We start from the raw sequence: 21,639 nt of genomic DNA on the forward strand, positions 1-21,639 counted from the left end.
TTATTTGAATTCCGCATACTTGCGCTCGTAAAAGCGCAGCTCGCCCTCGGCCATTTCGCGGGCGCAGATGATCCGGGCGGTCTTGCCGTTGGTCCAGAAACACAGGAACAACGGCCGCTCGCCGACGGTCTTGCCCAGCGCGTAGTAGCGGGACTCGCCGTCGTGGCGATCGTCGTCGGGCAGGAAACGCAGGGCGAAGGGGTCTTCAAGCGCCTCCTCGATTTCGCGAGGCTTGATGTGCTTGAGGTCGAAATTGACGTCGATCAGGTCCAGTTCCATGAGGCGTGCACGCGGAGCAAACCGCGGATTGCGGGCCGGGGAAAGCGGAAAGCTCGCGAAGCCTCATTGGCCGGGCACGTCGGGACGCTCGTAGTCGATGTAGGGATCGTGGGTCGGTAGGAAGGTGCGGATGTCGTCCAGCAGCCGTGTCCGGGGTCCGCGGACGACCGAGAGCGTCGGCTTCAGCGCCCCGGAGCGCTTGGCGGCTTTTTGCTGGGCCACGGTGTTCTGGATCGCCTCGGTGCTGGCGGCCGGCAGCGGGCCGAAAGTCCCCTTGCCGGCCAAGGGCGAGGTGGCGAGCAGCCGGGCGATGTCGATGGTTACCGGCTGCGGCACCACGCGGCCATCCGGCCGCATCACGATCATTTGCCCCGCTGGCACCAGCACGGGCGTCTTCGAGCCATTGATGTAGAGCTTCTGCGTGCCCTCCAGCGTCAGCAGTTTCACCGACTGGCCCGGACTGTACTCGAACATCGAGGTGGTGCCGGTGATGGCGGCCGTGACGGTGGCCGTGCGGATGGTCGCACCCCCGGCGTTTTTCGGGACCTGGAGCAGGATCGAACCCTGCTTGAGTTCCACGTCGCGGCTGCCGTTGCGGAAGCTGAAGACGGAGTTCTGCCCGAGACGGGTGAGGGTCTGGTCGGTAAACATCAGTTCGGCCCGCGACTTGCGGCCGGTCTGGACGGAGGAGGATCCGCCCACTGTTTCACCGACCGAGGCGGCGCGGGCATCGCTGCCGCCCAGCACGCGGACGTCGTTGATGGCCTGGGTGATCTTGGCCGAGGAAAGCGGCGCGGCGGTGGCGGCCACGGCCAGCGAGACGAGGACAAGGAGTGGTTTCATGGCGGTCAGAATGCGAGTTGGACTCCGAGGCCGATGCCGGAATGCCAGGATTCCGAATCGTTCACGCCGAGCGGCGTGTTGGAGTCGTGGTTGGAGTAGTAAACGTGGGCAAAAAGGGTGGAGGCGGGGCACGTCTGCCAGTCGAAGCGGAGGCCCACGGTGTGGTTCCAGTCCTCGCGACCTCCGTTGTCGAAGTCCCAGTAGGAGCCGCGCCAGGAAAGGGTGGCCCCGAGATCGCGGGTGAGCCACCAGGTGTAGGCGAGGTCGAGCGCGAACTCGTTGCGCTCCAGCAGCTCGGGATTGGCGTCCAGATCGAGGGCCGCGCTCACCCCGCCGAGCAGCTGGTGGTGGGAGCCGAGGAAAAGGACCTTCCGCAGGCCGGTGCGGATCCGCTGGGCCGAGTAGTCGCCCTCCGACCAGCTCCCGGTGACCAGTCGCTGATACTCGTAGCGGGCGTAGAAGATGGTGTCGCCGAGATCGACGAGGTTCTTCACCACCCCGGCGCGGACGGTGAGGTTCTGGAAGTCGATCGCCTGGTCGCGCTCGAATTCATAAAACTCCTGCGTGACTCCCACGTCGCCCGTCCAGCCCGCCGGCAGCCGTGGTTCCCAGATCGCGCCGAGCAGGAGGTTGGCGTACCAGGAGGAGTCATCGAGGGCCCGGGTCGCGCCCGGAGCATTGTCGGTCACGTTGGCGCTGATGCTGCCGAGCAGGTGGAAGGTCGGCGCGATGGTGGCATCGCCCAGCACCTGCTGGACGCCGAAGTCGGAATCGGCGGGTGAAAACGGGGCCAGCCCGGAGTCGCTTTCGCGGACCGCGCTTTTCCTCGCGGGATCCTCGTAGGCCGGATCCGGCGAGCCGAGGAAGGGGAAGAAATCCGAGAGGACGTCGCCGTGGGCGACGACAGCGAGGGCGAGCAGGGCCAGGCCGGTCGTTTTCATGAGCGCGGGATTGTTTCTAACCGGTCTTAGCGTAGGACTTGTGGGCGACGGATGACAAGGACTCTCCCACGGCGAGGACATGCTTTTTCCGGTGCCCTGACGGCGCTGGCCGCGGTGGGCCTCGTCGCGCTGCTCACCCTGGCCGGGCCGGGCGAGCGGTGGATCCGCCGGTCCGACCGCGCACTCTGGGATGCCTTCATGCGTTTTTCGGGGGGGCCGCCGGAGCGGCAGGACCTTGTGCTTCTCGGGCTGGATGAGGCCACGCTGTCGCTCGATGGCTTGAGCGAGGAAGAAATTACGGCGCAGCCGGTGCTGGGCATGATGCGCGAGCGCTTCCCCTGGGACCGCCGCGTGTGGGCGGCGGTGATCGATCGCCTGGCGGACGCCGGAGTGAAGGCCATCGTGCTCGATTTCGTGTTCGGCGAGGGCTCCGACCCGGTGGCCGACGACGCCCTGGCGGCGGCGATCGAGCGTCACAAGGACCGGGTGATCCTGACTTCGGCCTTCTCGATGGTCGGACAAGGGAGTGGGGTGACCTTGACCGAGCCCTACGACCTCTTCCTCGGCGAGAGCTACGACGTGCGGGTCGGCTACGCGAATTTCCCGATCGATCCCGACGACAACCTGTGCCGGGTGGCCCGCTACACGACCACGCTCGGCACGGAGGACGGCCATCCGCAGCCGGGCGAGCCGGAGTTCCGCTCGCTGGCGGCGGAAATCATCGACGCGATGGGAGGCGAGGTTCCCGCCGGCGAGCACGGCCTGCGTTTCGCGGTGCGGGAACACAGCGGGGCGATGGAGGTTTACGCTCCGCGCAGCCTTTACGAGATCTTCGTCGATCGCCTGTGGCGGGCGAACTACGATGAAGGTCGGAGTTTGGCCGGAAAAGTGGTGATGATCGGACCGGTCGCGCCGCGCTTTCAGGACATCAAGCCCAGCCCGGTCGGGCCGCTTTCCGGCCCGCAACTCCACCTGCAGGCGGTGGCCTGCGGGCTGGCCTCAGCCTGGATCACTCCCGTCGGTTCGCCGACGGCCGTGCTGCTGGGCATGGGAGCCCTCGGCGCGGCGATCGCGGGCTTCGTTCGCAGGCCGATGGCGGCGGTGGCGCTCCTCGGGGCGGCGGCCCTGGCCTTGTCGGGCGTGGCGTGGCTCGTCTTTGCCAGGGAATCGGTGGCGGTCGCCGTGACCGGCGGGCTGGCCGCCTCGGCGGCGGCGGGGGCCACCGGGCTGGGCTGGCGCTTTGCCCGCGAGCAGCTGGATAAACGGCGGCTCATGGGGCAGTTCCGGCGTTTCGTCTCGCGCGACGTGGCCGACCAGCTGGTCGCGGACCCGGAGCGCTGGCGGTTGATCGCGGCCGGCCGCCAACGCACGGTGGCGGTCCTGTTCTCCGATGTCCGCGGTTTCACCACCCGCTGCGAGGGCACCGAACCGGCCTTGTTGGTGCGCCAGCTCAACGAGTATCTGACCGCCATGGTGACCATCGTTTTCCGCCACGGCGGCACGCTCGACAAGTTCATCGGGGATGCGGTCATGGCCCACTGCGGCGCGCTCGAGGACGGGGACCCCGCCGACTTCGCCCGCGCCGTGGTCGCGATGGCGCGCGACATGCAGGGGGAGCTGGAAAAACTCAACACGCGCTGGCGGGACGAGGGTCTCGAGCCGATGACGATCGGGATCGGCCTGCATGTCGGCGAAGTGACGGCGGGCGAGATCGGTTCCGAGCAGCGGACGGAGTTCGGCGTGCTCGGCGATGCCGTGAACCTCGCCTCGCGGCTGGAAGGGCTGTGCAAAACCTTCGACTGCGGCCTGGTAGTCTCCGAGCCGGTGGCTGAGGCGGCATCGGACGTCCCGTGGATCGACCTCGGCCTCATCCGGGTGAAGGGTCGGCAGGAAGGAGTCCGCCTTTTCGCCGAAGGCGATCCGGCCCACATTCAGGCTGCGCTCGCGAAGCTGCCCGTCGAGGCCGACGGGATGCGCACGATGCGCTCGAAGTGATCCTTCAGGGCAACGACATCCCGCCCAGCAGCAGGCCGACGTAGAGCGCCTTGCAGACGAGGTGCAGCAGCTGATCGACGGTGAAGCTGGTCCAGCCCTCGCACTTGGCGAAGTCGATCAGCCAGTGGAGCACCAGCTCGACCACGCCCAGCGCCACCGAGCCCGTGATCAGCCAGACCGGTGCCACGTGGATGAGGGCGTGGGCCGTCAGGGCATGCACCCACACGCCCTTCGGAGCCGGGGATTTCCCGAAAAAGCGGTCCAGGCTGGCATGTCGGTTCTTGGCGATCGAGAGGAACTCGCCCTGCAGCGCGAAGTCGGCGATGGCGTGCCCGACAATGAGTGCGAAGAACATCGCCGCGGCCTCGCCCAGGCATTGGGGCGGGGGAATCACGACCAGAAGCTTTGGAAAGCGGCCTCGGCCTCCCGGGTGGCGAGCTTTTCATTCATCCGCCGGAGACGGGCGCTCATCCCGGCGAGAATGCCGGACAGCAGCTTCGCGGCGGCGGTGGGGTAGGAGCTCATGAACGCTTCGAGATCGGCCTTGTTGGCCTTCCAGACCTGGGCGAACTCGCGCGCGGTGACGGAGGCGCTGGCCGTGTCCGGGTCGAAAAGGTTGACCTCGCCGATGGTCTCGCCGGCGCCGATCCGGGCGACCAGCGTGCGCTTTTCCTTGGTGTCGGTGTGGACGTGGAGCACGCCGGAAATGACGAAATAAAGCGAGTCCTGCCCCTTGCCTTCGGTGATCAGGAGCTGATCGGGGTGGACGGGGAGGAATTCGCCGTAGTCGCCGAGAAGTTGGCGGTCTTCGGCGTCGAGTCCGGCCATGATGCCGGCGGCGGGGATTTCGGGGCGGTCGAAACTTTCGCTCATCGTGCTGAGAGATGCACCGTCGCTTCGCCGAGGGGAAGCCCGGAGTGATGCATCTGGACGGATGGTTCCTCGGCGCGCTGGCTTCAACCGGCGCGCGGGTCGTTCCCACAAAAGCCAGGCATGGGTTGCTTGCCGGTCGGTGCCGGGGGAATGCCACGCGCCCGCTGAAGCCAGCGCTCCGACCCGATTTTCCGCGGTTGCGGAAGTGCGGCGGATGAGGTGAATTCGGCGGCGAACACGAACGAGTTATGGGAAGAGCATTCGAATGCCGCCGTCGGGCGAAGGAAGCGCGCTGGGACAAGATGTCGAAGGTGTTTCCGAAGCTGTCGAAGTCGATCACACTGGCCGCCAAAAATGGCGGGCCGGACCCGGATCTGAACCCGGCGCTGCGGTTGGCGATCGCCACCGCGAAGTCGGAGAACCTGCCGAAGGACAAGATCGATGCGGCCATCAAGCGCGCTTCGGGCGCGGACGCGGCGAACATCGTGGAGGTGAACTACGAGGGCAAAGGCCCGCACGGTTCGCTGTTCTACATCGAATGCGCCACCGACAACTCCAACCGGACGGTCGGCAACCTGAAGACGATCTTCAACAAGAACGGCGGCCAGATGGTCAACAGCGGGCAGCTGGACTTCATGTTCACGCGCAAGGCGGTGGTCGAGTTCGATGCGGCCGGCCTGGAGCTCGAAGAGGTGGAGCTGGAGCTGATCGATCACGGCCTCGAGGAGCTGGAAGTCGAGGACGGGATCGCGCGGGCGATCGCTGACTACGCCGAGTTCGCCAACCTCACGGCCGGCGTGGAAAAGCTCGGCATTTCCCCGAAGAAAGCGGGCCTGGAGCGGATCCCCACCCAGCCCGTCGAGCTGACCGACGAGCAGATGGAGGAAGTCGAGTCGCTGCTGGAAAAGATCGAGGACGACGACGACGTGCAGGTGGTGTTCACGAATATCGGGTGAAGCCGACGGCCGGTCTCACGGCTCGATCACCTGCAAGTCAGGGATTTCCCGGAAATGCTTGTCGTTCGTCATCACCGCGGCCCCGGCGCGACGCGCGCAGCAAGCGATGACGATGTCCTGGAGCGGCAGGACGCGGCCTCTTCGGTCGAGCTGCCAGGCCAGGTGCCAGGCTTCGTCCCAGAGGCTGGCCGTGGTCGGGACCATCTGCATGACGTCAATGTAGCGCAGCAGGCCATCGCGCAGCTTCGGCTGCACGACGCCTCTGAGCACCTCCGCCTTCACCACGCCGCAGCAGACGAGATCGACCAGATCGAAGCGTTCCGAGATCCGTTTGAAGGGGTCGCGGCCTTCCCGCAGGGCGTCGATGTAGACGTTCGAGTCAATGAGGACGTTCGCTTCCATAAGGCGTGATGTCTTCGGCGACGCGCATGCGCATCGGATCGTAGTTCGGGTCGACACCTTCCTTCAACTCCTCCGGCGTCAGGCCCAAGCCCTCCTTCAACATGGCGCGCAAGCGGGCCTTCCGGTCCAGCTCGTTCAGGGCGAAATGGACGGCGTCCGTTTTGGTTTCCAAGTCGTAGGTTTCCATGACGCGCGCCAACAAGGCCTCGTCAATGTGCATCGTCATTTTCATGCCATACACGGTATGGTGCCATACCCGATATGGCAAGCGGTTTTCAAAGGGCCAACCGCAGGTGAACGGGATGCCGGAGGTTGGGGGCAGGCCCCCCATTCAACCCTGTGACCTCCTGCCTTTTCTCTGTGTCTCAGAGAAAATCCGGCCCGCGTCACCCGCCGAGAAAACACTCCCGAAAACGCGCAAGGTAGGCTTCCGAGAATTCGGCCACGCCCACCGGGCGGCCGGCTTCGTTTTCGACGCAGGTCATCACAACGCCGTCGATGCCGCAGGGGGTGATCGCAAAGAAGGGAAGCAGGCAGTCGCGGGTGATGTTGATGGCGAAGCCGTGCATCGAGATCCACTTGGTGACGCCGACGCCGATCGAAGCGAGCTTGCGGTTTTCGATCCAGACGCCGGTCATGCCGTCGCGGCGGCCGGCCGGGATGCCGAAGTCGCGACAGGTGAGGAGGAGGGACTCCTCGAGCAGGCGCAGGTGGTGATGGAGGTCCTTTCCTCGCTCGCGAAGGTCGAGGATCGGATAGCCGACGAGTTGGCCGGGGCCGTGATAGGTGGCCTGGCCACCGCGGTTGATTTCGAAAACGGGGGCCGGCAGGGCGGCGCGGTTCTGAAGCGAGGATTGGTCGCGGCGACGGCCGATGGTGTACACCGGTTGGTGCTCGAGAAGGAACAGCGTCTCGGGGCCGGAGCCGTCGAGGATGGCGGCGGCGGTCTTTTCCTGGAGGGCGAGGCCGTCGGCGTAGGGGACGGGGTCGGGGAGGCGGGAGACTCTCATGGTGCGGCCCCCTGAAGGGGAAACAACGTGCAGCCGGCGGCGGGCCGGCTAGATCGGTTTGCGGTCGAGGAGTTTCGCCTTGAGCGGGTCATTGGCCTGGAGGTGGGCCAGGCCGATGGCGAGGGCGTCGGCGGCATCGTGGGGCGGGGTTTCCGAAAGGCCGAGGAGGGCGCGGATCATGAAGGCGACCTGCGCCTTGTCGGCGCGGCCGTTGCCGACGACGGCCTGCTTCACCTTGCTCGGCGCGTATTCGTAAATGGGCAGTCCGGCCTCGGCCGCGGCGATCAGGGTCGCGGCGCGCGCGGCACCCATGGTGATCGCGGTGCGGTGGCTCTGGACGTAGATGATGCCCTCGACGGCGACCTCGTCCGGCTCGTGCGTCTTGATGACGTTCGAGAGGTGCGTGCGCACCGCGGCGAGGGCGGCCGACTGCGGGATCTTCGAGGGAATGGAGACCACCTCGTAGGCGAGCACGCGCGCGTTCCGGTGATCCCCCTCTAGTACGGCGTATCCCGTATTTCGAATGGCCGGGTCGATGGAAAGAACGCGCATGCCTTACATCAGCGAGCTGGGATCATCGGGATCGAAGCTTTTCCAATCGGTGTTGCGAAGAATTTTCACTCCACCCCAGATGCTGCCGGCGGTCAGGAGGAGGCTGATGCCGAGCCCTCCGACCAGCATGCCCAGCAATCCGTCCGGACGTTTCGAGGCCTCGATTCCCAACCATTTCCACAGCCCGTAGGCGAGCACGCAGGTAGCGGCGAAGGGAATCAGGAGCCCGAGCAGGATGACGGTGCATCCGAGAGGTGTGGCTCGGGTGGGCGACCTGTGGAACATCGCGTCAACGCCTGCGCTTCTTGCCGGGGCGCTTTTTCTTGCGCAGCGGCTTGCGGTCCTCGTCGAGGAGCGCGGTGTAGATGTAGTCGAAGTTGTCGAGCTTGCGGCGTGGGATGGACTTGTCGATGAAGACCTCGACGGACTTGGCGAAGTCGAGCTCGTCGGCGGTGAGCAGGGTGAAGGCATCGCCCTCGGCCTCGGCGCGGCCGGTGCGGCCGATGCGGTGGACGTAGTCTTCGGCGTTCTCGGGAACGCGATAGTTGATGACGTGGGACACGCCGGAAATGTCGATGCCGCGGGCGGCGACGTCGGTGGCGACGAGCACCTCGTATTCGCCGGACTTGAAACCGGCGAGCGCCTTCATGCGGTCGGTCTGGTTGATGTCCGAGTGCATGGCGATGACCTTCGGGTGGCCCTTTTGCGCCAGCATCCGGCAGACCTGGTCGGCCTCCTTGCGGGTGCGGGTGAAAATCATCACCGAGTGATAGTCGGTCTGGTCGAGCAGGGCGATGAGCAGCTCGTCGCGCTGGTCCATCGAAACCGGGTAAAAGGCGTGCTTGACGGTGGAGGCCACGGCGCGGCGGGCGATTTCCACCTCCACCGGATCAACCAGGCACCACTGGGCGAAGGTCTGGATGGCCGGCGGCATGGTGGCGGAAAAGAACAGCGTCTGGCGGCCGTCCCACGGACAAAGGTTCACGATTTTCCGCACCTGCGGCAGGAAACCCATGTCGAGCATGCGGTCGACCTCGTCGAGGATGAGGATCTTCAGCTCCCCGAAGCGCATGGTGGCGCGGTAGAAATGGTCGACGAGGCGGCCGGGGGTGGCGACGACGATGTCGGCCCCTTCGAGCTGCTTGTTTTGCTCGCCGTAGCCGACGCCGCCGTAGAGCAGGGCGACCTTGCAGCCGGTTTGCGCGCCGTATTTCTCGAATTGCTCGGCGACCTGGTGGGCCAGCTCGCGGGTCGGCTCGAGGACCAGGATCTGCGGCTTGCCGAGCGGCTGGATCTTCGAAAGCGCGGGGAGCGCGAAGGCGGCGGTCTTGCCGGTACCGGTCTGGGAGGCGCCGATGACGTCCCTTCCTTCGAGGATCAGCGGGATCGCCTTCGCCTGGATCGGCGTCGGTTTTTCGTAGCCGGACTCACGGACGGCTTGGAGAACGGCATCGGAAAGTCCGAGAGTGTCAAAACCCATAGGCGGCGTGCGTACTGGCGTGGGATGGGGCGGTCAAGGGCGCTCTGGGCCTATCTTGCGACAGGGGCCAGGGGGGAGTGGATCAGAAGGCACTCTTCGAGCAGGGGTTGCAATTCCTCCAACAGCGGCTCGGTGCGGGCGAGTTGGGCCCCGAAACGCGACTGGATCCGGCGCAGGATGCAGTCGAGATCGACGATCGCATCCGAGTCCGGCCGGCCGCGGAAAAAGGCCACCAGCCAGGCGTCATCGGCCGGCAGCAGGACACAGCGGTAGTTGTCCTCGAACTGAAATTCCTTCGGGCCGGCGGGATCGAGCGTGCGCAGCTGGCTCGACAGGCTGTCCACGGTGGACATCACCCGGCGGGGCTGGAGGTGACGCGAGAGGTTGGCACTGGCGTAGGAGATGAGGCTGAAATTCAGGTCATCGAGCAGGTAGACTTCTTCCACGTGGAAGCGATGGCTGCGATGTTCGACCACCTCCTCGTAGCTGCGGCTGGAAACCAGTGCATCGAACCGCCAGCGCAGCCGCTGGAGGAGATCCGGCTCCTCGAAGGGGCCGCGGGTGTGCTCGGCCAGCGTGCGCCGAAGGGAGGTGCGGAGGAGGGCTTCGAAATCGCCAGCGAATTCCGCCGCGGGCACCTGCGGGGCGACGGTGCGGACCAGAGGCGCGAGCGCATCGAGCAGGTCGGCATCGGTGAAATCCTCGTCCGGAGCCGGCGGGTCTGCTGCGGGGCCGGGGGCCGGCGGGTTTGCGGGAAGCGGCGCAGCGGGCGGGGCGGCGGCGCGTGGTGAGTCGAGATCCGACATCGGAATCGCCGCTGCCGGAGGGGCGAAGGTGCTGCCGCCGTGCGCATCCGGCATCGCGGGCAGGGGTGGCCTCGCTGCGGCGGGCGCGGCGAAGGTTCCGAGGGGCAGGGGCGAAAGGTCGGCCGTGGTCATGCGTCCTCGTCGGGGTTGAGGGCCTCGCACAGCTCGTGCGCCGCGCCGGCGAATTTCGCCAGGGCACCGCGAACCTTTTCTTCGAACGGGAACCGTTGTTCCGGCACCCGCTCGCGCAGCTCACCGATAGCCTGCTCGACGTCGTAGCGGAGCTTGTTTTCGCGGATCGCCAGGTAGCTCATGAAGCCCTCCTGCCAGCGGTCGAAGCCGGGCTTGAGCTCGGCGACCACGGCCTGGCGGGCTTCGTCGGCCACCTCGCGCCGCTGCCGGGAGATGGTTTGGATCTGGTGCGCGAGGCGACGCGTCTCCTCCATCTGGCGGAGCTTTTCAGCATCGATCTCGTCGCGCAGCGTGGTCAGCGAGTCGTTGAAATCCAGGCCGCCGGGAGCGGGCGCGCCACTGCCGAGGGGCATCGGCCGCAGCGTGCCTTCAAGGCGCGCCAAGCGCTGCTCAACCTGGTTGAGCTGGCGGCCGACGAGGATTTCACGAATCCGCTCGACCTGACGAGTGGGGGAAGATTCGGGGGGTGATTGTGGCATGGGTGATGCGCACGGTGGGGGGTGAACACCAAAGGATTACGCGATCCCGTAGAGTCGTGAAAGCTCAAGATTCGCGCTTCGTTTCACAGGATGGTCAGGAAAGCCGAAAAAAACTTTTTCGAAACGCGGCGAATGACGAGCCGGTGAAAGACAGCCGGGGTTCGGCGTGGTAGTGTCGCGCGCATGGCGGACGACGAGCAGGAGGACAAGGAACGCGCGAAGGTGTTGCAGGAAGCTTATGAGCGGACCCGCAAGAGCCTCATTGCCCGGCTCGACAACTGGGAGGACCAGCGCACCTGGGACGAGTTTTACCAGACCTACTGGCGTCTCATTTACGCGGTGGGAATCAAGGCCGGACTGCGGCCGGAGGAGGCCCACGACTGCGTACAGGAAACGATTTTATCCATCGCCAAGCAGAGCAAGAAGAAGCTCTACGACCCCGAGCAGGGCTCGTTCAAAACCTGGCTGATGAACATGACGCGCTGGCGGATCAACGACCAGTTCCGCAAGCGCAAGAAGGACACGGCGATGGCCGGCGGCGACTGGGATGACGATCGGAAGACGGCCGTGATCGACCGTTTCGAGGACCCGAAGGGCGACTTGCTGGAGCGCCTGTGGGATGTGGAATGGAAAAAAAACGTCGCCGATGCCGCTCTCGCCCGAGTGAAAGCGAAGGTTTCTCCAAAACAGTACCAGATCTTCGACTACTACGTGGTCAGGCAGTGGGACGCCAAAAAGGTCCAGGATCACCTGGGCGTGAGCATGGCCCAAGTCTACCTCGCCAAGCACCGGGTCGGGGCGGTATTGAAAAAGGAGCTAGCCCGCTTGGAGGAGAATGCCGACGACGAGACTCCGGCCTGATCCGGTCATCCCCGACCACGAAGTGCTCCGCCGGATCGGCGGGGGTGCTTACGGTGAGGTGTGGCTGGCGCGCGGGGTCACCGGAGCGTTGCGGGCCGTCAAGGTCCTGTGGCGGGAGGACTTCGAGGACGATCGGGGCTTCGAGCGCGAGTTCGAGGGCATCCTGAAATACGAGCCCGTCTCCCGCGACCACCCGGGGCTGGTGAATGTCCTGCACGTCGGGCGCGGGCCGGGCGAGCCGCCGTTTTACTACTACGTCATGGAGCTGGGCGACGACATCGTGGCCGGGTCCGACATCAATCCGATCGAATACGAGGCCCGCACGCTGCGCAGCGACATCAAGAACGCCGGCCGCAAGCGCTTGGAAACGGCGTTCTGCATTGATGTCGGCCAGCGTCTTGCCGAGGCGCTGCAGCACCTTCACGAGAGCGGGCTGGCCCACCGCGACGTGAAGCCGGCGAATGTCATTTTCGTCAACAATCGCGCCAAGCTGGCGGACATCGGACTGGTCGCCGCCCGCGGCCAGCGGACCTTTGTGGGCACCGAGGGCTTTGTGCCGCCGGAGGGGCCGGGATCGGCCCAGGCGGACGTTTATTCGCTGGGCAAGGTGCTCTACGAGATGGCGACGGGAAAGGACCGGCTCGAGTTTCCCGAGCTGCCCGATGAGCTGCCGCACGGTCCGGAGCGCAAGGAGTGGCTGGAGCTGAACCGCATCATCTGCGGCATCTGCGACCCCCACATTTCGCGCCGTACGATCACTTCGGCCGGAGATCTGGCCAAGGCGCTGTCCGACCTGCGGGCGGGCAAGCGGCGAAGGAGGCGGCGCCCGGTCGGCGCGTTCCTTTTTTTCCTGCTGGCAGGCGCCGGTCTGATGTGGGGCGGCTGGGAAATCTGGCACCGTACGGACATCGGCGAGCGCCTCGGTTTTGTGTCGCCCCCGCCGCCGCCGGAGCCGGCAAAACCGGCCTTCGTGAAGGTCAGCAGCACGCCGGAGGGCGCGGACGTGTTCGAGATCGATGACTCCGGCAAGGCGGTTTTCCTCGGTCGCACCCCGACCGAGCTGATCGAGACCCGCGTCGGCAAGCAGCTCTCGCTGCGCATGCTCAAGGACGGCTACCGTGCCTATCCGCTGGAGGCCCAGGTGCCGCGCTCGGCGGAAAACGAGCCGCTCACCATCACGGCCTTGCTCAGCATCTTCTCGCCGCCGGTGAAGGACATGCCGTGGAAGGATCACCTCGACGAGGAGTTCCGCCCGCTGGGTGAGGGCCACGAAAGCCTGCTGCCGGTGGAGCCGGCCGCGTGGCGACGCTTCGCAAGGGCCAACGACGAGTTTCGCGACCAGGGCGAGGTCTTGTCGGGGGTGGGGGAATTGCCGGAAACGGTGGCCGTTTCGCCGCAGGCGGCCCGCGCCTTCTGCCAGTGGTATGTCGCCACCGGAATCAAGGCCGGCTACCTGACCACCGAGCACGAGGCGGTCCCACGGCCGGTCGGATATTTCGACGATTCGATTCTTTCGGAAAACAACCGCGGCAAGGACTGGAAGCCCTTTCGCCTGCTGGTGCGGCCGATTCCCTACGGCCGCCTGATCGTCCGGACCATCCCCCCCGGCGCCGTCATTTACGTCAACGGCGCCAGCGAGGGCGAGGCCGAGGACCCGTTGGTGGTCGATCGCGTCAAGCCCGGCGAGGTGGAAGTCCGCGCCACGCTGGAGGGCCACAAGCCCGAAACCCAGGTGATCCAGCTGGAGGCGCAGGAAACGGAAATGGTTTCCCTGACGCTCAAGCCGAACATGAGCGCCGTGCTGACCCGGCCTTGGGAGAACTCCCTGGGCATGCAGCTGGTGCCGGCCGGGAAAGACTGGATGGCCTCCGTCTGGGAAACCCGCTGGTCCGACTTCCGGGCCTACTGCGAGGCGACCCGCGCGCCGATGCCGCCGCGCCCGGAGTGGGCCGACGAGCTGCCCGAAGGCGATTCGCTGGACCGCCACCCGGTGATCCTCGTCTCGCGCGACGAGTGCCAGGGCTTCTGCGCCTGGCTGACCCTGAAGGAGTGGGGTGAGGACCGGCTCGGGCCGGATCTGGAGTATCGACTGCCGACCGACTTCGAATGGAGCCAGCTGGCCGGGGTCGACGAGCCCGCAGGCGCCTCGCCGGCCCGCCGCGACCAGATGAAGGCCCGCATTTTCCTGTGGGGACCCAACTGGCCGCCGCCCGGGGTGGTGGGGAACCTCGCCGGCATGGGTGCCGGTCTGCCCAGCAACCGCATGATCCCCGGCTACGACGACGGTTTCGTCTACACCGCGCCGGTGGGTTCATTCGCGCCCACGGTGGACCACGGTATCTTCGACCTCGTCGGCAACGTGCAGGAATGGGTGTCCGATTCCTACAGCTCCACCACCCTGGCCATGGAGATCGGCCTGCTGCGGGGCGGCGGCTGGCGCAGCTATCTGGAAAAGGACCTCTACATCGGCGCGCGGAATCCCCAGCCGCCCACGGCCAAGGACTCGACCTACGGTTTCCGCGTCGTACTCGCGAAACGCGTTGTGCCGCCCGCCCGAACGCAGGAAGGTCCGCTCCAAGATGGTTAGCATTCAACTCGAATACCAGGGCGGCCTGCACTGCGCCGCGGTCCACGGACCCTCGAAGTCCACCCTCGAAACCGACGCGCCCGTCGACAACAACGGCCGCGGCGAGTCCTTCTCGCCGACCGACCTCGTCGCCACCGCCCTCGGCTCGTGCATGCTCACGATCATGGGCATCGTCGCCCAGCGCAAGGAGCTGCCGATGGAGGGCGCGAAGGTCGAGGTGCGCAAACACATGTCCGCCGACACCCCGCGCCGGATCAGCCGGCTGGAGGTCGATATGGAAATTCCGCTTGCCGCCGATCACCCGGAGCGCGCAATGCTCGAAGCCGCCGCCAAGGGTTGCCCGGTTTTCCACAGCATTCATCCGGACATCGAGGTGGCGCTCGATTGGAAATGGGTGGGGTGAACCATGGATCGAGGGGATTTGGGGATGCAGCACCCGAGGAGCCGCTTTCCAGCGCTCTTCATACCCACTCCCAAAATCCGTAAATCCGTGGTTTGAGATCCATGGTTTTGGACCACGGATTAAAGGATTTGGGGATTTTGAAAAACGGGTGCAGACGCATTCGGCGCATCTCAGCCCAAATCCCGAAATCCATAAATCCGTGGTTCAAAAACCTCTTCACGGCTTTTCGCTTGCACGGTTCCGCAGGGAATGCACAGTCCCGTCACACAAAAGATTACAAAACAAAGCAAAACACTAAGGTATGCTTCCGCCCAACGCTCCTTTGACCCCCGACCAGCGCGGTCGCTTTGACGCGCTGTTGATCGAACTTTCTCCGGACCAGCAGTCGTGGCTGGGTGGATGGCTGACCGCCCGCACCGTCGGCGCGCCTGCCGTGGCTGCCGCGCCGACGGCATCGGTGCCGCTGACGATTCTCTACGGCACGGAGTCCGGGAATTCCGAGGAACTCGCCGCCCGCACGGCCAAGGCCGCCAAAGGCAAGGGCTTCAAGCCAACCGTGAAGAACATGGCCGACCTCGCCCCCGCCGACCTGGCAAAATCCGAGCGTCTGCTGGTGATCGTGAGCACTTGGGGCGATGGCGAACCGCCGGAAACCGCGGTTTCTTTCTACAAGAGCCTGATGAGCGAAGCGGTCGACCTGTCAAAGGTTTCCTACTCGGTCTGCGCGCTCGGCGACACCTCCTACGAACAGTTCTGCAAGACCGGCAGGGATGTCGATGCCCGCCTCGCCGAACTCGGCGCCAAGCGGATCGCCGACCGCCGCGATTGCGATGTCGACTACGAGGATCTCTACACCGAGTGGGCCGACGCCGCGCTCTCGACGCTCGCGCCCGCCCAAGCGGCCACCGTTTCCGTGGCTCCGGTGCCGACCGCGATCGGCTCGCAGTTCGGAAAGAAAAACCCGTTCCCCGCCGAGCTGCTCGACAAGGTCCTCCTCAATGGCAAGGGCACGGCCAAGGAAACCTGGCACTACGAACTCTCGCTTGAAGGCTCCGGCCTCGTCTACGAGCCTGGCGACGCGCTCGCCGTGCTGCCGGTCAACGCGCCGGACATGGTCGAGGGACTGCTCAAGGCCGCGCGCCTCAACGGCTCGGAAACGGTCGAGCTGAAAGGCGGCGAAAAGAAGGTCCTCGCCGACGCGCTGCGCGAGGATTTCGAGATCACCACGCTCTCGAAGGCGGTGCTCAAAAAGCTGCACGAGGTTTCCCCGTCGAAAAAGCTCGGGGCGCTGATCTCGGATGAAGGCAAGGAAGACCTGCGCGAATACCTCTGGGGCCGCTGGATCGCCGACGCCATCGCCGAGTTCGCGCCCGACGGCCTGTCGGTCGAAGCGCTTGCCGGCATCATGCGCAAGCTGCCGCCGCGCCTTTACTCGATCGCCTCCAGCCCGCTGGAGCACCCGGACGAGGTCCACCTCACCATCGCCTCGGTCCGCTACGATGCTCATGGTAGTTCGCGGAAAGGGGTGGCCTCCACCTACCTCGCGGACCTCATCAAGAAGGGCGATACCGTTCCGGTCTTCACCCAGACGAACAAGAACTTCCGCCTGCCCGAGTCGGCCGATACGCCGATCATCATGGTCGGCCCCGGCACCGGCATCGCGCCATTCCGGTCCTTCATCGAGCATCGCGCGGCGACCGGAGCGACCGGGAAAAACTGGCTGTTCTTCGGCGACCAGCGTTTCACCTACGACTTCCTCTATCAGCTCGAGTGGCAGGACCATCTCAAGAACGGCACCCTGCACAAGCTCGACGTCGCCTTCTCCCGCGACCAGCCGGAAAAGGTCTACGTCCAGGACCGCATCCGCGAGCGCGCCAGCGAACTCTTCGCCTGGCTCGAGCAGGGCGCCCATTTCTACGTCTGCGGCGATGCCTCGCGCATGGCCCACGACGTCCATGAAGCCCTGATCGAAGCCGTCGTTTCGGCCGGCGGCCGCAAGCGCGACGAAGCCGAGGCCTACATCGAGGACCTCAAGAAATCCAAGCGCTACCAACGCGACGTCTACTGAACCCCATCTCCAATCTTCAATCGACAATCTTCAATCCGATGAGCGAGAAGAAACTTTCCGTCAACGAAGGCCTCAAAACCGCCTCGAACTACCTCCGCGGCACCATCGTCGAGGAACTGGCCGACCTTTCCACCGGCGCGGTGAGCGAGGAGAGCAACCAGCTTCTCAAGTTCCACGGCACCTATCTGCAGGACGACCGCGACCTGCGCGCCGACCGCCGCAGCCACAAGCTCGACAAGGCCTACTCCTTCATGCTGCGCATCCGCCTGCCCGGCGGCCTCGCGACGCCGAAGCAGTGGCTCGAAACCGACCGCATGGCCGACCAGTTCGCCAACGGCACGATCAAGCTCACCACCCGCCAGGCCTTCCAGCTCCACGGCATCATCAAGACCAATCTCAAGCGCACCATCGCCGAGATCAACGAGGCGGCCATGGACACCATCGCGGCCTGCGGCGACGTGAACCGCAACGTGATGTGCAACCCGAACCCGCACCTCAGCTCGGTCCACGAGGAGGTCCAGCGGGCGGCGCAGGCGATTTCCGACCACCTCACGCCGCAGACCCGCGCCTACCACGAGATCTGGCTGGATGGCGAAAAGCTCGCCAGCTCCGAGGAAGAGGTCGAGCCGATCTACGGCAAGACCTACCTGCCGCGGAAGTTCAAGATCACCATCGCGGTGCCGCCGTCGAACGACGTCGACATCTTCGCCAACGACCTGTCCTTCATCGCCATCGTCGAAAACGGCGGGCTCGTCGGCTACAACGTGGCCGTTGGCGGCGGTTTCGGCATGACCCACGGCAATGAGGCGACCTTCCCGCGGCTGGCCGACGTGATCGGTTTCTGCACGCCGGACCAGGTCGTGGACGTCGCGGAAAAGGTCGTGCTGGTCCAGCGCGACTTCGGCGACCGCACCGACCGCAAGCACGCGCGGCTGAAGTACACCATCGAGGACCGCGGCGTGGACTGGTTCAAGGCCGAGCTCAACAAGTATCTCGGCTATGACCTCGGGGAAGTGCGCCCCTACGAGTTCACCGACAACGGCGACCGCTACGGCTGGACCACCGACGAGCGCGGCGTGCACCACTTCACGCTCTTCGTGCAGGGCGGCCGCGTGGTCGATGACCACGGCTACCCGATGCGCACCGGCCTGCGGGAAATCGCCAAGGTCCACCAGGGCGACTTCCGCCTCACCGCCAACCAGAACCTGATGATCGCCAACGTCACCGACGAGCGGCGTCCGGAGATCGAGGCGATGCTCGAAAAGTACGGCATGCACCGTAGCCACGAGCGCAGCGCGCTGCGCCTGGCCTCGATCGCCTGCGTCGCCCTGCCGACCTGCGGCCTGGCCCTGGCGGAAGCCGAGCGCTACCTGCCGGACGTGATCACGCTGCTCGAGGAAAAGCTCGAAAGCTTCGGCCTGCGGCACGACGCGATCACCATCCGCATGACCGGCTGCCCGAACGGCTGCGGCCGCCCGTACGTTGGCGAGATCGCCTTCATCGGTCGCGGTCCGAACCGCTACAACCTCTACCTCGGCGGCGGCCACGCCGGCGACCGGCTCAACAAGCTCTACCGCCAGGACCTGCCGGCCGACGAGATCATCGACACCCTTTCGCCCATCCTCGAGCGTTACGCCAAGGAGCGGGGGGAAGGGGAGAAGTTCGGCGATTTCGTGATCCGCACCGGCTACGTTGTGGCCACCCGGCAGGGCTCGGATTTCCACGCCAACATCAAGCCCGAGGCGCTCGCCAACGCATGAAGACCGACACCATCAGCGCCGAGGAACTCAACGCCGGGCTGGCCCCGCTCGGCGCGGGGGATCGCTTGCGCCTGCTGGTCGACGTGTTCGGCGATGGCCTGGTCGCGTCCACCAGCTTCGGCCTGCAGTCGGCCGTCATGCTCGACCTCATCGCCGAGCACGCGCCGACCCTGCCGGTCGTCTTCATCGACACCGGCTACCTGTTTCCCGAGACCTACCAGTATGCCGAGGAGCTGGTGCAGCGCTTCGGCACCGACCTCCGCGTTTACCTGCCGAAGCTCAGCTCGGCGCGCATGGAGGCCGTTCATGGAAAACTCTGGGAGCAGGGGAAAGAGGGACTCGATCGCTACGGCGTGCTGACCAAGATCGAGCCGATGGACCGGGCGCTGCGGGACCTCGGTGCCACCGCCTGGATCAGCGGCCTGCGCCGCAGCCATTCCAGCACCCGCGCCGAGCGGCCCTTCGCGGAAAAGCAGAACCGGATGATGAAGGTCTATCCGATCCTCGACTGGGCCGACGCGCAGGTTTCCGCCTACATGCACGATCGTCGCTTGCCGCGGCATCCCTTGGAGGCTCAAGGTTACGTGACGATGGGCGACTGGCACAGCACCGCGCCCGCCGCCGACGGCCTCGATGCCGAATCGACCCGCTTCAATGGACAGAAATACGAATGCGGACTCCACCTCGAGTCCGGCGAAACCGACTTCCAGATCTGAACTGATGACCTAACAACGAAATCGACGAAATGGTCGAAATCTGAAGAGTCCGACCGAGACCCATTTTCGCCCCTTTCGATCACTTCGTTGTTCATTCAAAATCCACTCAACCCCAAGTTACCATGCCCATCGCAGAAAACATGGTTGCCACCGTCGGCAACACTCCGCTCATCCGCCTGAACAAACTGACCGCCGGTCTCGATGCCGAGGTTTGCGTGAAGGCCGAGTTTTTCAACCCGCTCTTCAGCGTGAAGGACCGGATCGGCAAGGCCATGATCGAGGCCGCGGAAAAGGACGGCACGCTCAAGCCGGGCGGCCTCATCATCGAGCCGACTTCCGGAAACACCGGCATCGCGCTCGCTTTCGTCGCCCGCGCCAAGGGCTACCGCTGCATCCTGACGATGCCCGAAAGCATGTCGGTCGAACGCCGCGTGCTGTTGCGCATGCTCGGCGCCGAGATCGTTCTCACCCCGCGTGCCAAGGGCATGGGCGGTGCCATCGCCAAGGCCAAGCAACTCGTCGAGGACAACCCGGGCTCCTTCGGTCCGGGCCAGTTCGACAACCCGGCCAACCCGCAGGTCCACCGCGAAACGACCGCCGAGGAGATCTGGCGCGACACCGATGGCAGGATCGATGCTTTCGTCGCCGGCGTCGGCACCGGCGGCACCATCACCGGTGTCGGCGAGGTGCTGAAATCGCGCTGCGACCTGAAGGTGTTCGCCGTCGAGCCCTCCGCCAGCCCGGTCATTTCCGGCGGCGCGCCGGGCCCGCACATGATCCAGGGCATCGGCGCCGGCTTCATCCCGGGCAATCTCAACGTCGACATCATCGACGAGACCATCCAGGTCAGCAACGAGGACGCCTTCGCCACGGCTCAAGCCCTGGCCCAGGAAGAAGGCCTGCCGGCTGGCATTTCCACCGGCGGCAATGTCTGGGCCGCCATTCAGGTGGCCAAGCGTCCCGAGTTCGCCGGCAAGCGCATCGTCACCGTCGGTTGCTCATCGACCGAGCGTTACCTCTCGACGCTGCTCGCCGAGAAGGTCCGCGAGGAAGTGACCAGCCTTCCGGTGGCGGAAGTCTGAAGGCCCGCCGCCTCCGTTTTTCCAAAGCCCGACCGGAAGCGGTCGGGCTTTTTCGTGATGAGCAACATGCGCGCCGGATCCGCCGTAGTGACGGAATGATTCGTGCCCTGGTTCTGCTGATCGGCCTTTCGCTGGCGGGATTTTCCGACGACTTCGATGGCAAAATCTTCTGCGGCTATCAGGGCTGGTTCCGCTGCGGGGGCGATGGCGGCGAGGTCGGCTGGCGCCATTATGGTGGAGCCGAGGGACCCACGGACGAAAACACCGGCATCGACATTTGGCCGGAGGTTGCGGAGATCGACCGACGCTACGACACCCGGTTGAGGAAAGCCGACGGATCGACCGCTCAGGTGTTCAGCTCGCTCGATCAGCAGACCGTTCGCACCCATTTCCGCTGGATGCGGGAGTACGGCATCGACGGCGCCTTCCTCCAGCGCTTCGGCACCGAGACCCGGGACCCGCGTTTCCGGGAAACCCTCGACACCGTGCTGCAAAATGTCAGCACCGCCGCGGCTGCCGAAGGCCGCGAGTGGTCGCTCATGTACGATGCCAGCGGACTCAAGCCTGGGGAACTCGGTGCCCTGCGCGACGATCTTGAGCACTTGCTGGAAACCAAGCGGCTCGATGTTTCCGCAGCGAACTACGGCAAGTATCGTGGCAAGCCACTCCTCACGACGTGGGGAATCGGCTTCGGCGACCGGGAGACCGACCTCGACGAGTGGTCGGCATGGATCGATCATCTCCACGAGCAGGGATTCGCGGTGATGCTCGGCGTGCCCTACTACTGGCGGACTCTCGACCGCGACTGCATCCGGGATCCGCGGCTCCACGAGGTCATCGCCAAGGCCGATGTCGTCAGCCCGTGGGCGGTCGGACGCTTCGGCACGCCGGACGATGCGGCCCGGCTGGGGCGGGAGGTGGTGAAAAAGGACCTGGCCTGGTGTCAGGAAAGAAAGCAGGGATACCTGCCGGTCGTGTTTCCGGGTTTCAGCTGGCACAACCTCATGAAGAGCCGGGGTACGGATGCGAAGTTCGATCAGATCCCGCGGCTCGGCGGTCGCTTTCTGTGGTCGCAGGCGGTGGCGGCGAAAAACGCCGGCTGCCGGTCGGTGTACGTCGCGATGTTTGACGAAATGGACGAAGGAACCGCGATCTTCAAGTTCGACCCCGATCCGCCGGCCGGGCCGCCGTTTCTCCATGAAAAGGAGGTGCCGGGCGATCGCTACCTCCGGGTCTGCGGGGCGATCGGTGAGTGGCTGCGCGGCGAGCGGGGTGCGGGATGGCCCGACTTTTGAGGCAAAGTCGAGAGGGCTGGAAAATCGTTGGGCAAGGCCGCGGGGCTGTGGTTGCTTGG

23 protein-coding genes are annotated in these 21,639 nt (G+C 65.5%); 10 read left to right on the top strand and 13 right to left on the bottom strand.

The features are described from left to right. The 3 genes from ABXH26_RS14900 to ABXH26_RS14910 form a co-directional block, all read right to left on the bottom strand. Nucleotides 1–279, bottom strand: coding sequence for a BrnT family toxin (locus ABXH26_RS14900; protein WP_353567884.1), 279 nt, complete (start codon nt 277–279; stop codon nt 1–3). Between the two features lie 63 nt (nt 280–342). Continuing rightward, nucleotides 343–1,122 carry a FecR domain-containing protein gene (locus tag ABXH26_RS14905; protein ID WP_353567885.1) on the bottom strand — a complete coding sequence of 260 codons (780 nt, stop codon included), beginning with the start codon at nt 1,120–1,122 and terminating at the stop codon, nt 343–345. A gap of 5 nt (nt 1,123–1,127) precedes the next feature. Continuing rightward, on the bottom strand, nt 1,128–2,063 hold the full coding sequence (locus ABXH26_RS14910) for a hypothetical protein (protein ID WP_353567886.1): 936 nt from the start codon (nt 2,061–2,063) through the stop codon (nt 1,128–1,130). 51 nt (nt 2,064–2,114) lie between these two features. Here ABXH26_RS14910 and ABXH26_RS14915 point away from each other — a divergent pair, with 51 nt between their 5' ends. Beyond that, nucleotides 2,115–4,058: a CHASE2 domain-containing protein gene (locus ABXH26_RS14915; RefSeq protein ID WP_353567887.1), complete on the top strand. Its 1,944-nt coding sequence runs from the start codon at nt 2,115–2,117 to the stop codon at nt 4,056–4,058. Nucleotides 4,059–4,062: 4 nt separating this feature from the next. Here the strand turns inward: ABXH26_RS14915 and ABXH26_RS14920 are convergent, their stop codons facing one another. Further along, nucleotides 4,063–4,452 (bottom strand): DUF3307 domain-containing protein, encoded by a 390-nt coding sequence (locus tag ABXH26_RS14920; protein WP_353567888.1) that lies wholly within the window; start codon nt 4,450–4,452, stop codon nt 4,063–4,065. Next, entirely contained in the window at nt 4,449–4,931 is a 483-nt protein-coding gene (locus tag ABXH26_RS14925; RefSeq protein ID WP_353567889.1) for a Crp/Fnr family transcriptional regulator, read from the bottom strand. Before ABXH26_RS14925 ends, ABXH26_RS14920 begins: the two co-directional genes overlap by 4 nt. A 248-nt stretch (nt 4,932–5,179) precedes the next feature. Between ABXH26_RS14925 and ABXH26_RS14930 the strand changes: the two genes are divergently transcribed. Further along, on the top strand, nt 5,180–5,887 hold the full coding sequence (locus tag ABXH26_RS14930; RefSeq protein ID WP_353567890.1) for a YebC/PmpR family DNA-binding transcriptional regulator: 708 nt from the start codon (nt 5,180–5,182) through the stop codon (nt 5,885–5,887). A 15-nt stretch (nt 5,888–5,902) separates the two neighbouring features. Here the strand turns inward: ABXH26_RS14930 and ABXH26_RS14935 are convergent, their stop codons facing one another. From ABXH26_RS14935 to ABXH26_RS14970, 8 genes are all read right to left on the bottom strand, one after another. Then, the gene (locus ABXH26_RS14935) at nt 5,903–6,289 is read right to left on the bottom strand and encodes a PIN domain-containing protein (protein ID WP_353567891.1); all 387 of its coding nucleotides are present in this window, start codon (nt 6,287–6,289) and stop codon (nt 5,903–5,905) included. Further along, nucleotides 6,267–6,521, bottom strand: coding sequence for a type II toxin-antitoxin system VapB family antitoxin (locus ABXH26_RS14940; RefSeq protein WP_353567892.1), 255 nt, complete (start codon nt 6,519–6,521; stop codon nt 6,267–6,269). Before ABXH26_RS14940 ends, ABXH26_RS14935 begins: the two co-directional genes overlap by 23 nt. Nucleotides 6,522–6,675: 154 nt before the next feature. Then, the gene (gene lipB, locus ABXH26_RS14945; protein ID WP_353567893.1) at nt 6,676–7,299 is read right to left on the bottom strand and encodes a lipoyl(octanoyl) transferase LipB; all 624 of its coding nucleotides are present in this window, start codon (nt 7,297–7,299) and stop codon (nt 6,676–6,678) included. Between the two features lie 48 nt (nt 7,300–7,347). Beyond that, nucleotides 7,348–7,851 carry a crossover junction endodeoxyribonuclease RuvC gene (gene ruvC, locus ABXH26_RS14950; RefSeq protein ID WP_353567894.1) on the bottom strand — a complete coding sequence of 168 codons (504 nt, stop codon included), beginning with the start codon at nt 7,849–7,851 and terminating at the stop codon, nt 7,348–7,350. 3 nt (nt 7,852–7,854) lie between these two features. Beyond that, a complete protein-coding gene (locus ABXH26_RS14955; protein ID WP_353567895.1) occupies nt 7,855–8,136 on the bottom strand; it encodes a hypothetical protein in 282 nt (93 codons plus the stop codon). A 4-nt stretch (nt 8,137–8,140) separates the two neighbouring features. Continuing rightward, complete coding sequence (locus tag ABXH26_RS14960; protein ID WP_353567896.1) at nt 8,141–9,331, bottom strand: DEAD/DEAH box helicase; 1,191 nt, start codon at nt 9,329–9,331, stop codon at nt 8,141–8,143. 50 nt (nt 9,332–9,381) lie between these two features. Next, complete coding sequence (locus ABXH26_RS14965) at nt 9,382–10,269, bottom strand: hypothetical protein (RefSeq protein ID WP_353567897.1); 888 nt, start codon at nt 10,267–10,269, stop codon at nt 9,382–9,384. Beyond that, nucleotides 10,266–10,808 (bottom strand): hypothetical protein, encoded by a 543-nt coding sequence (locus ABXH26_RS14970; RefSeq protein WP_353567898.1) that lies wholly within the window; start codon nt 10,806–10,808, stop codon nt 10,266–10,268. The genes ABXH26_RS14965 and ABXH26_RS14970 overlap by 4 nt, the downstream gene beginning before the upstream one ends. A 183-nt stretch (nt 10,809–10,991) precedes the next feature. On the opposite strand from ABXH26_RS14970, the gene ABXH26_RS14975 reads away from it, so the two are divergent. The 8 genes from ABXH26_RS14975 (at nt 10,992) to ABXH26_RS15010 (ending at nt 21,580) form a co-directional block, all read left to right on the top strand. Continuing rightward, nucleotides 10,992–11,669 (top strand): sigma-70 family RNA polymerase sigma factor, encoded by a 678-nt coding sequence (locus ABXH26_RS14975; RefSeq protein ID WP_353567899.1) that lies wholly within the window; start codon nt 10,992–10,994, stop codon nt 11,667–11,669. Beyond that, complete coding sequence (locus tag ABXH26_RS14980; protein WP_353567900.1) at nt 11,644–14,256, top strand: SUMF1/EgtB/PvdO family nonheme iron enzyme; 2,613 nt, start codon at nt 11,644–11,646, stop codon at nt 14,254–14,256. The genes ABXH26_RS14975 and ABXH26_RS14980 overlap by 26 nt, the downstream gene beginning before the upstream one ends. After that, complete coding sequence (locus ABXH26_RS14985) at nt 14,249–14,659, top strand: OsmC family protein (RefSeq protein WP_353567901.1); 411 nt, start codon at nt 14,249–14,251, stop codon at nt 14,657–14,659. Before ABXH26_RS14980 ends, ABXH26_RS14985 begins: the two co-directional genes overlap by 8 nt. A 301-nt stretch (nt 14,660–14,960) precedes the next feature. Further along, nucleotides 14,961–16,727: an assimilatory sulfite reductase (NADPH) flavoprotein subunit gene (locus ABXH26_RS14990; RefSeq protein ID WP_353567902.1), complete on the top strand. Its 1,767-nt coding sequence runs from the start codon at nt 14,961–14,963 to the stop codon at nt 16,725–16,727. 38 nt (nt 16,728–16,765) lie between these two features. Continuing rightward, nucleotides 16,766–18,487: an NADPH-dependent assimilatory sulfite reductase hemoprotein subunit gene (locus ABXH26_RS14995; protein ID WP_353567903.1), complete on the top strand. Its 1,722-nt coding sequence runs from the start codon at nt 16,766–16,768 to the stop codon at nt 18,485–18,487. Then, nucleotides 18,484–19,203, top strand: a complete 720-nt coding sequence (locus ABXH26_RS15000; protein WP_353567904.1) for a phosphoadenylyl-sulfate reductase — start codon at nt 18,484–18,486, stop codon at nt 19,201–19,203. Before ABXH26_RS14995 ends, ABXH26_RS15000 begins: the two co-directional genes overlap by 4 nt. A gap of 122 nt (nt 19,204–19,325) precedes the next feature. Then, nucleotides 19,326–20,285, top strand: coding sequence for a cysteine synthase A (gene cysK, locus ABXH26_RS15005; protein ID WP_353567905.1), 960 nt, complete (start codon nt 19,326–19,328; stop codon nt 20,283–20,285). Between the two features lie 95 nt (nt 20,286–20,380). Next, nucleotides 20,381–21,580: a glycoside hydrolase family 99 protein gene (locus ABXH26_RS15010; protein ID WP_353567906.1), complete on the top strand. Its 1,200-nt coding sequence runs from the start codon at nt 20,381–20,383 to the stop codon at nt 21,578–21,580. Nucleotides 21,581–21,639: the final 59 nt, after the last annotated feature.

The sequence above is a fragment of the Haloferula sargassicola genome, assembly GCF_040362925.1.
Classification (GTDB): domain Bacteria; phylum Verrucomicrobiota; class Verrucomicrobiia; order Verrucomicrobiales; family Akkermansiaceae; genus Haloferula; species Haloferula sargassicola.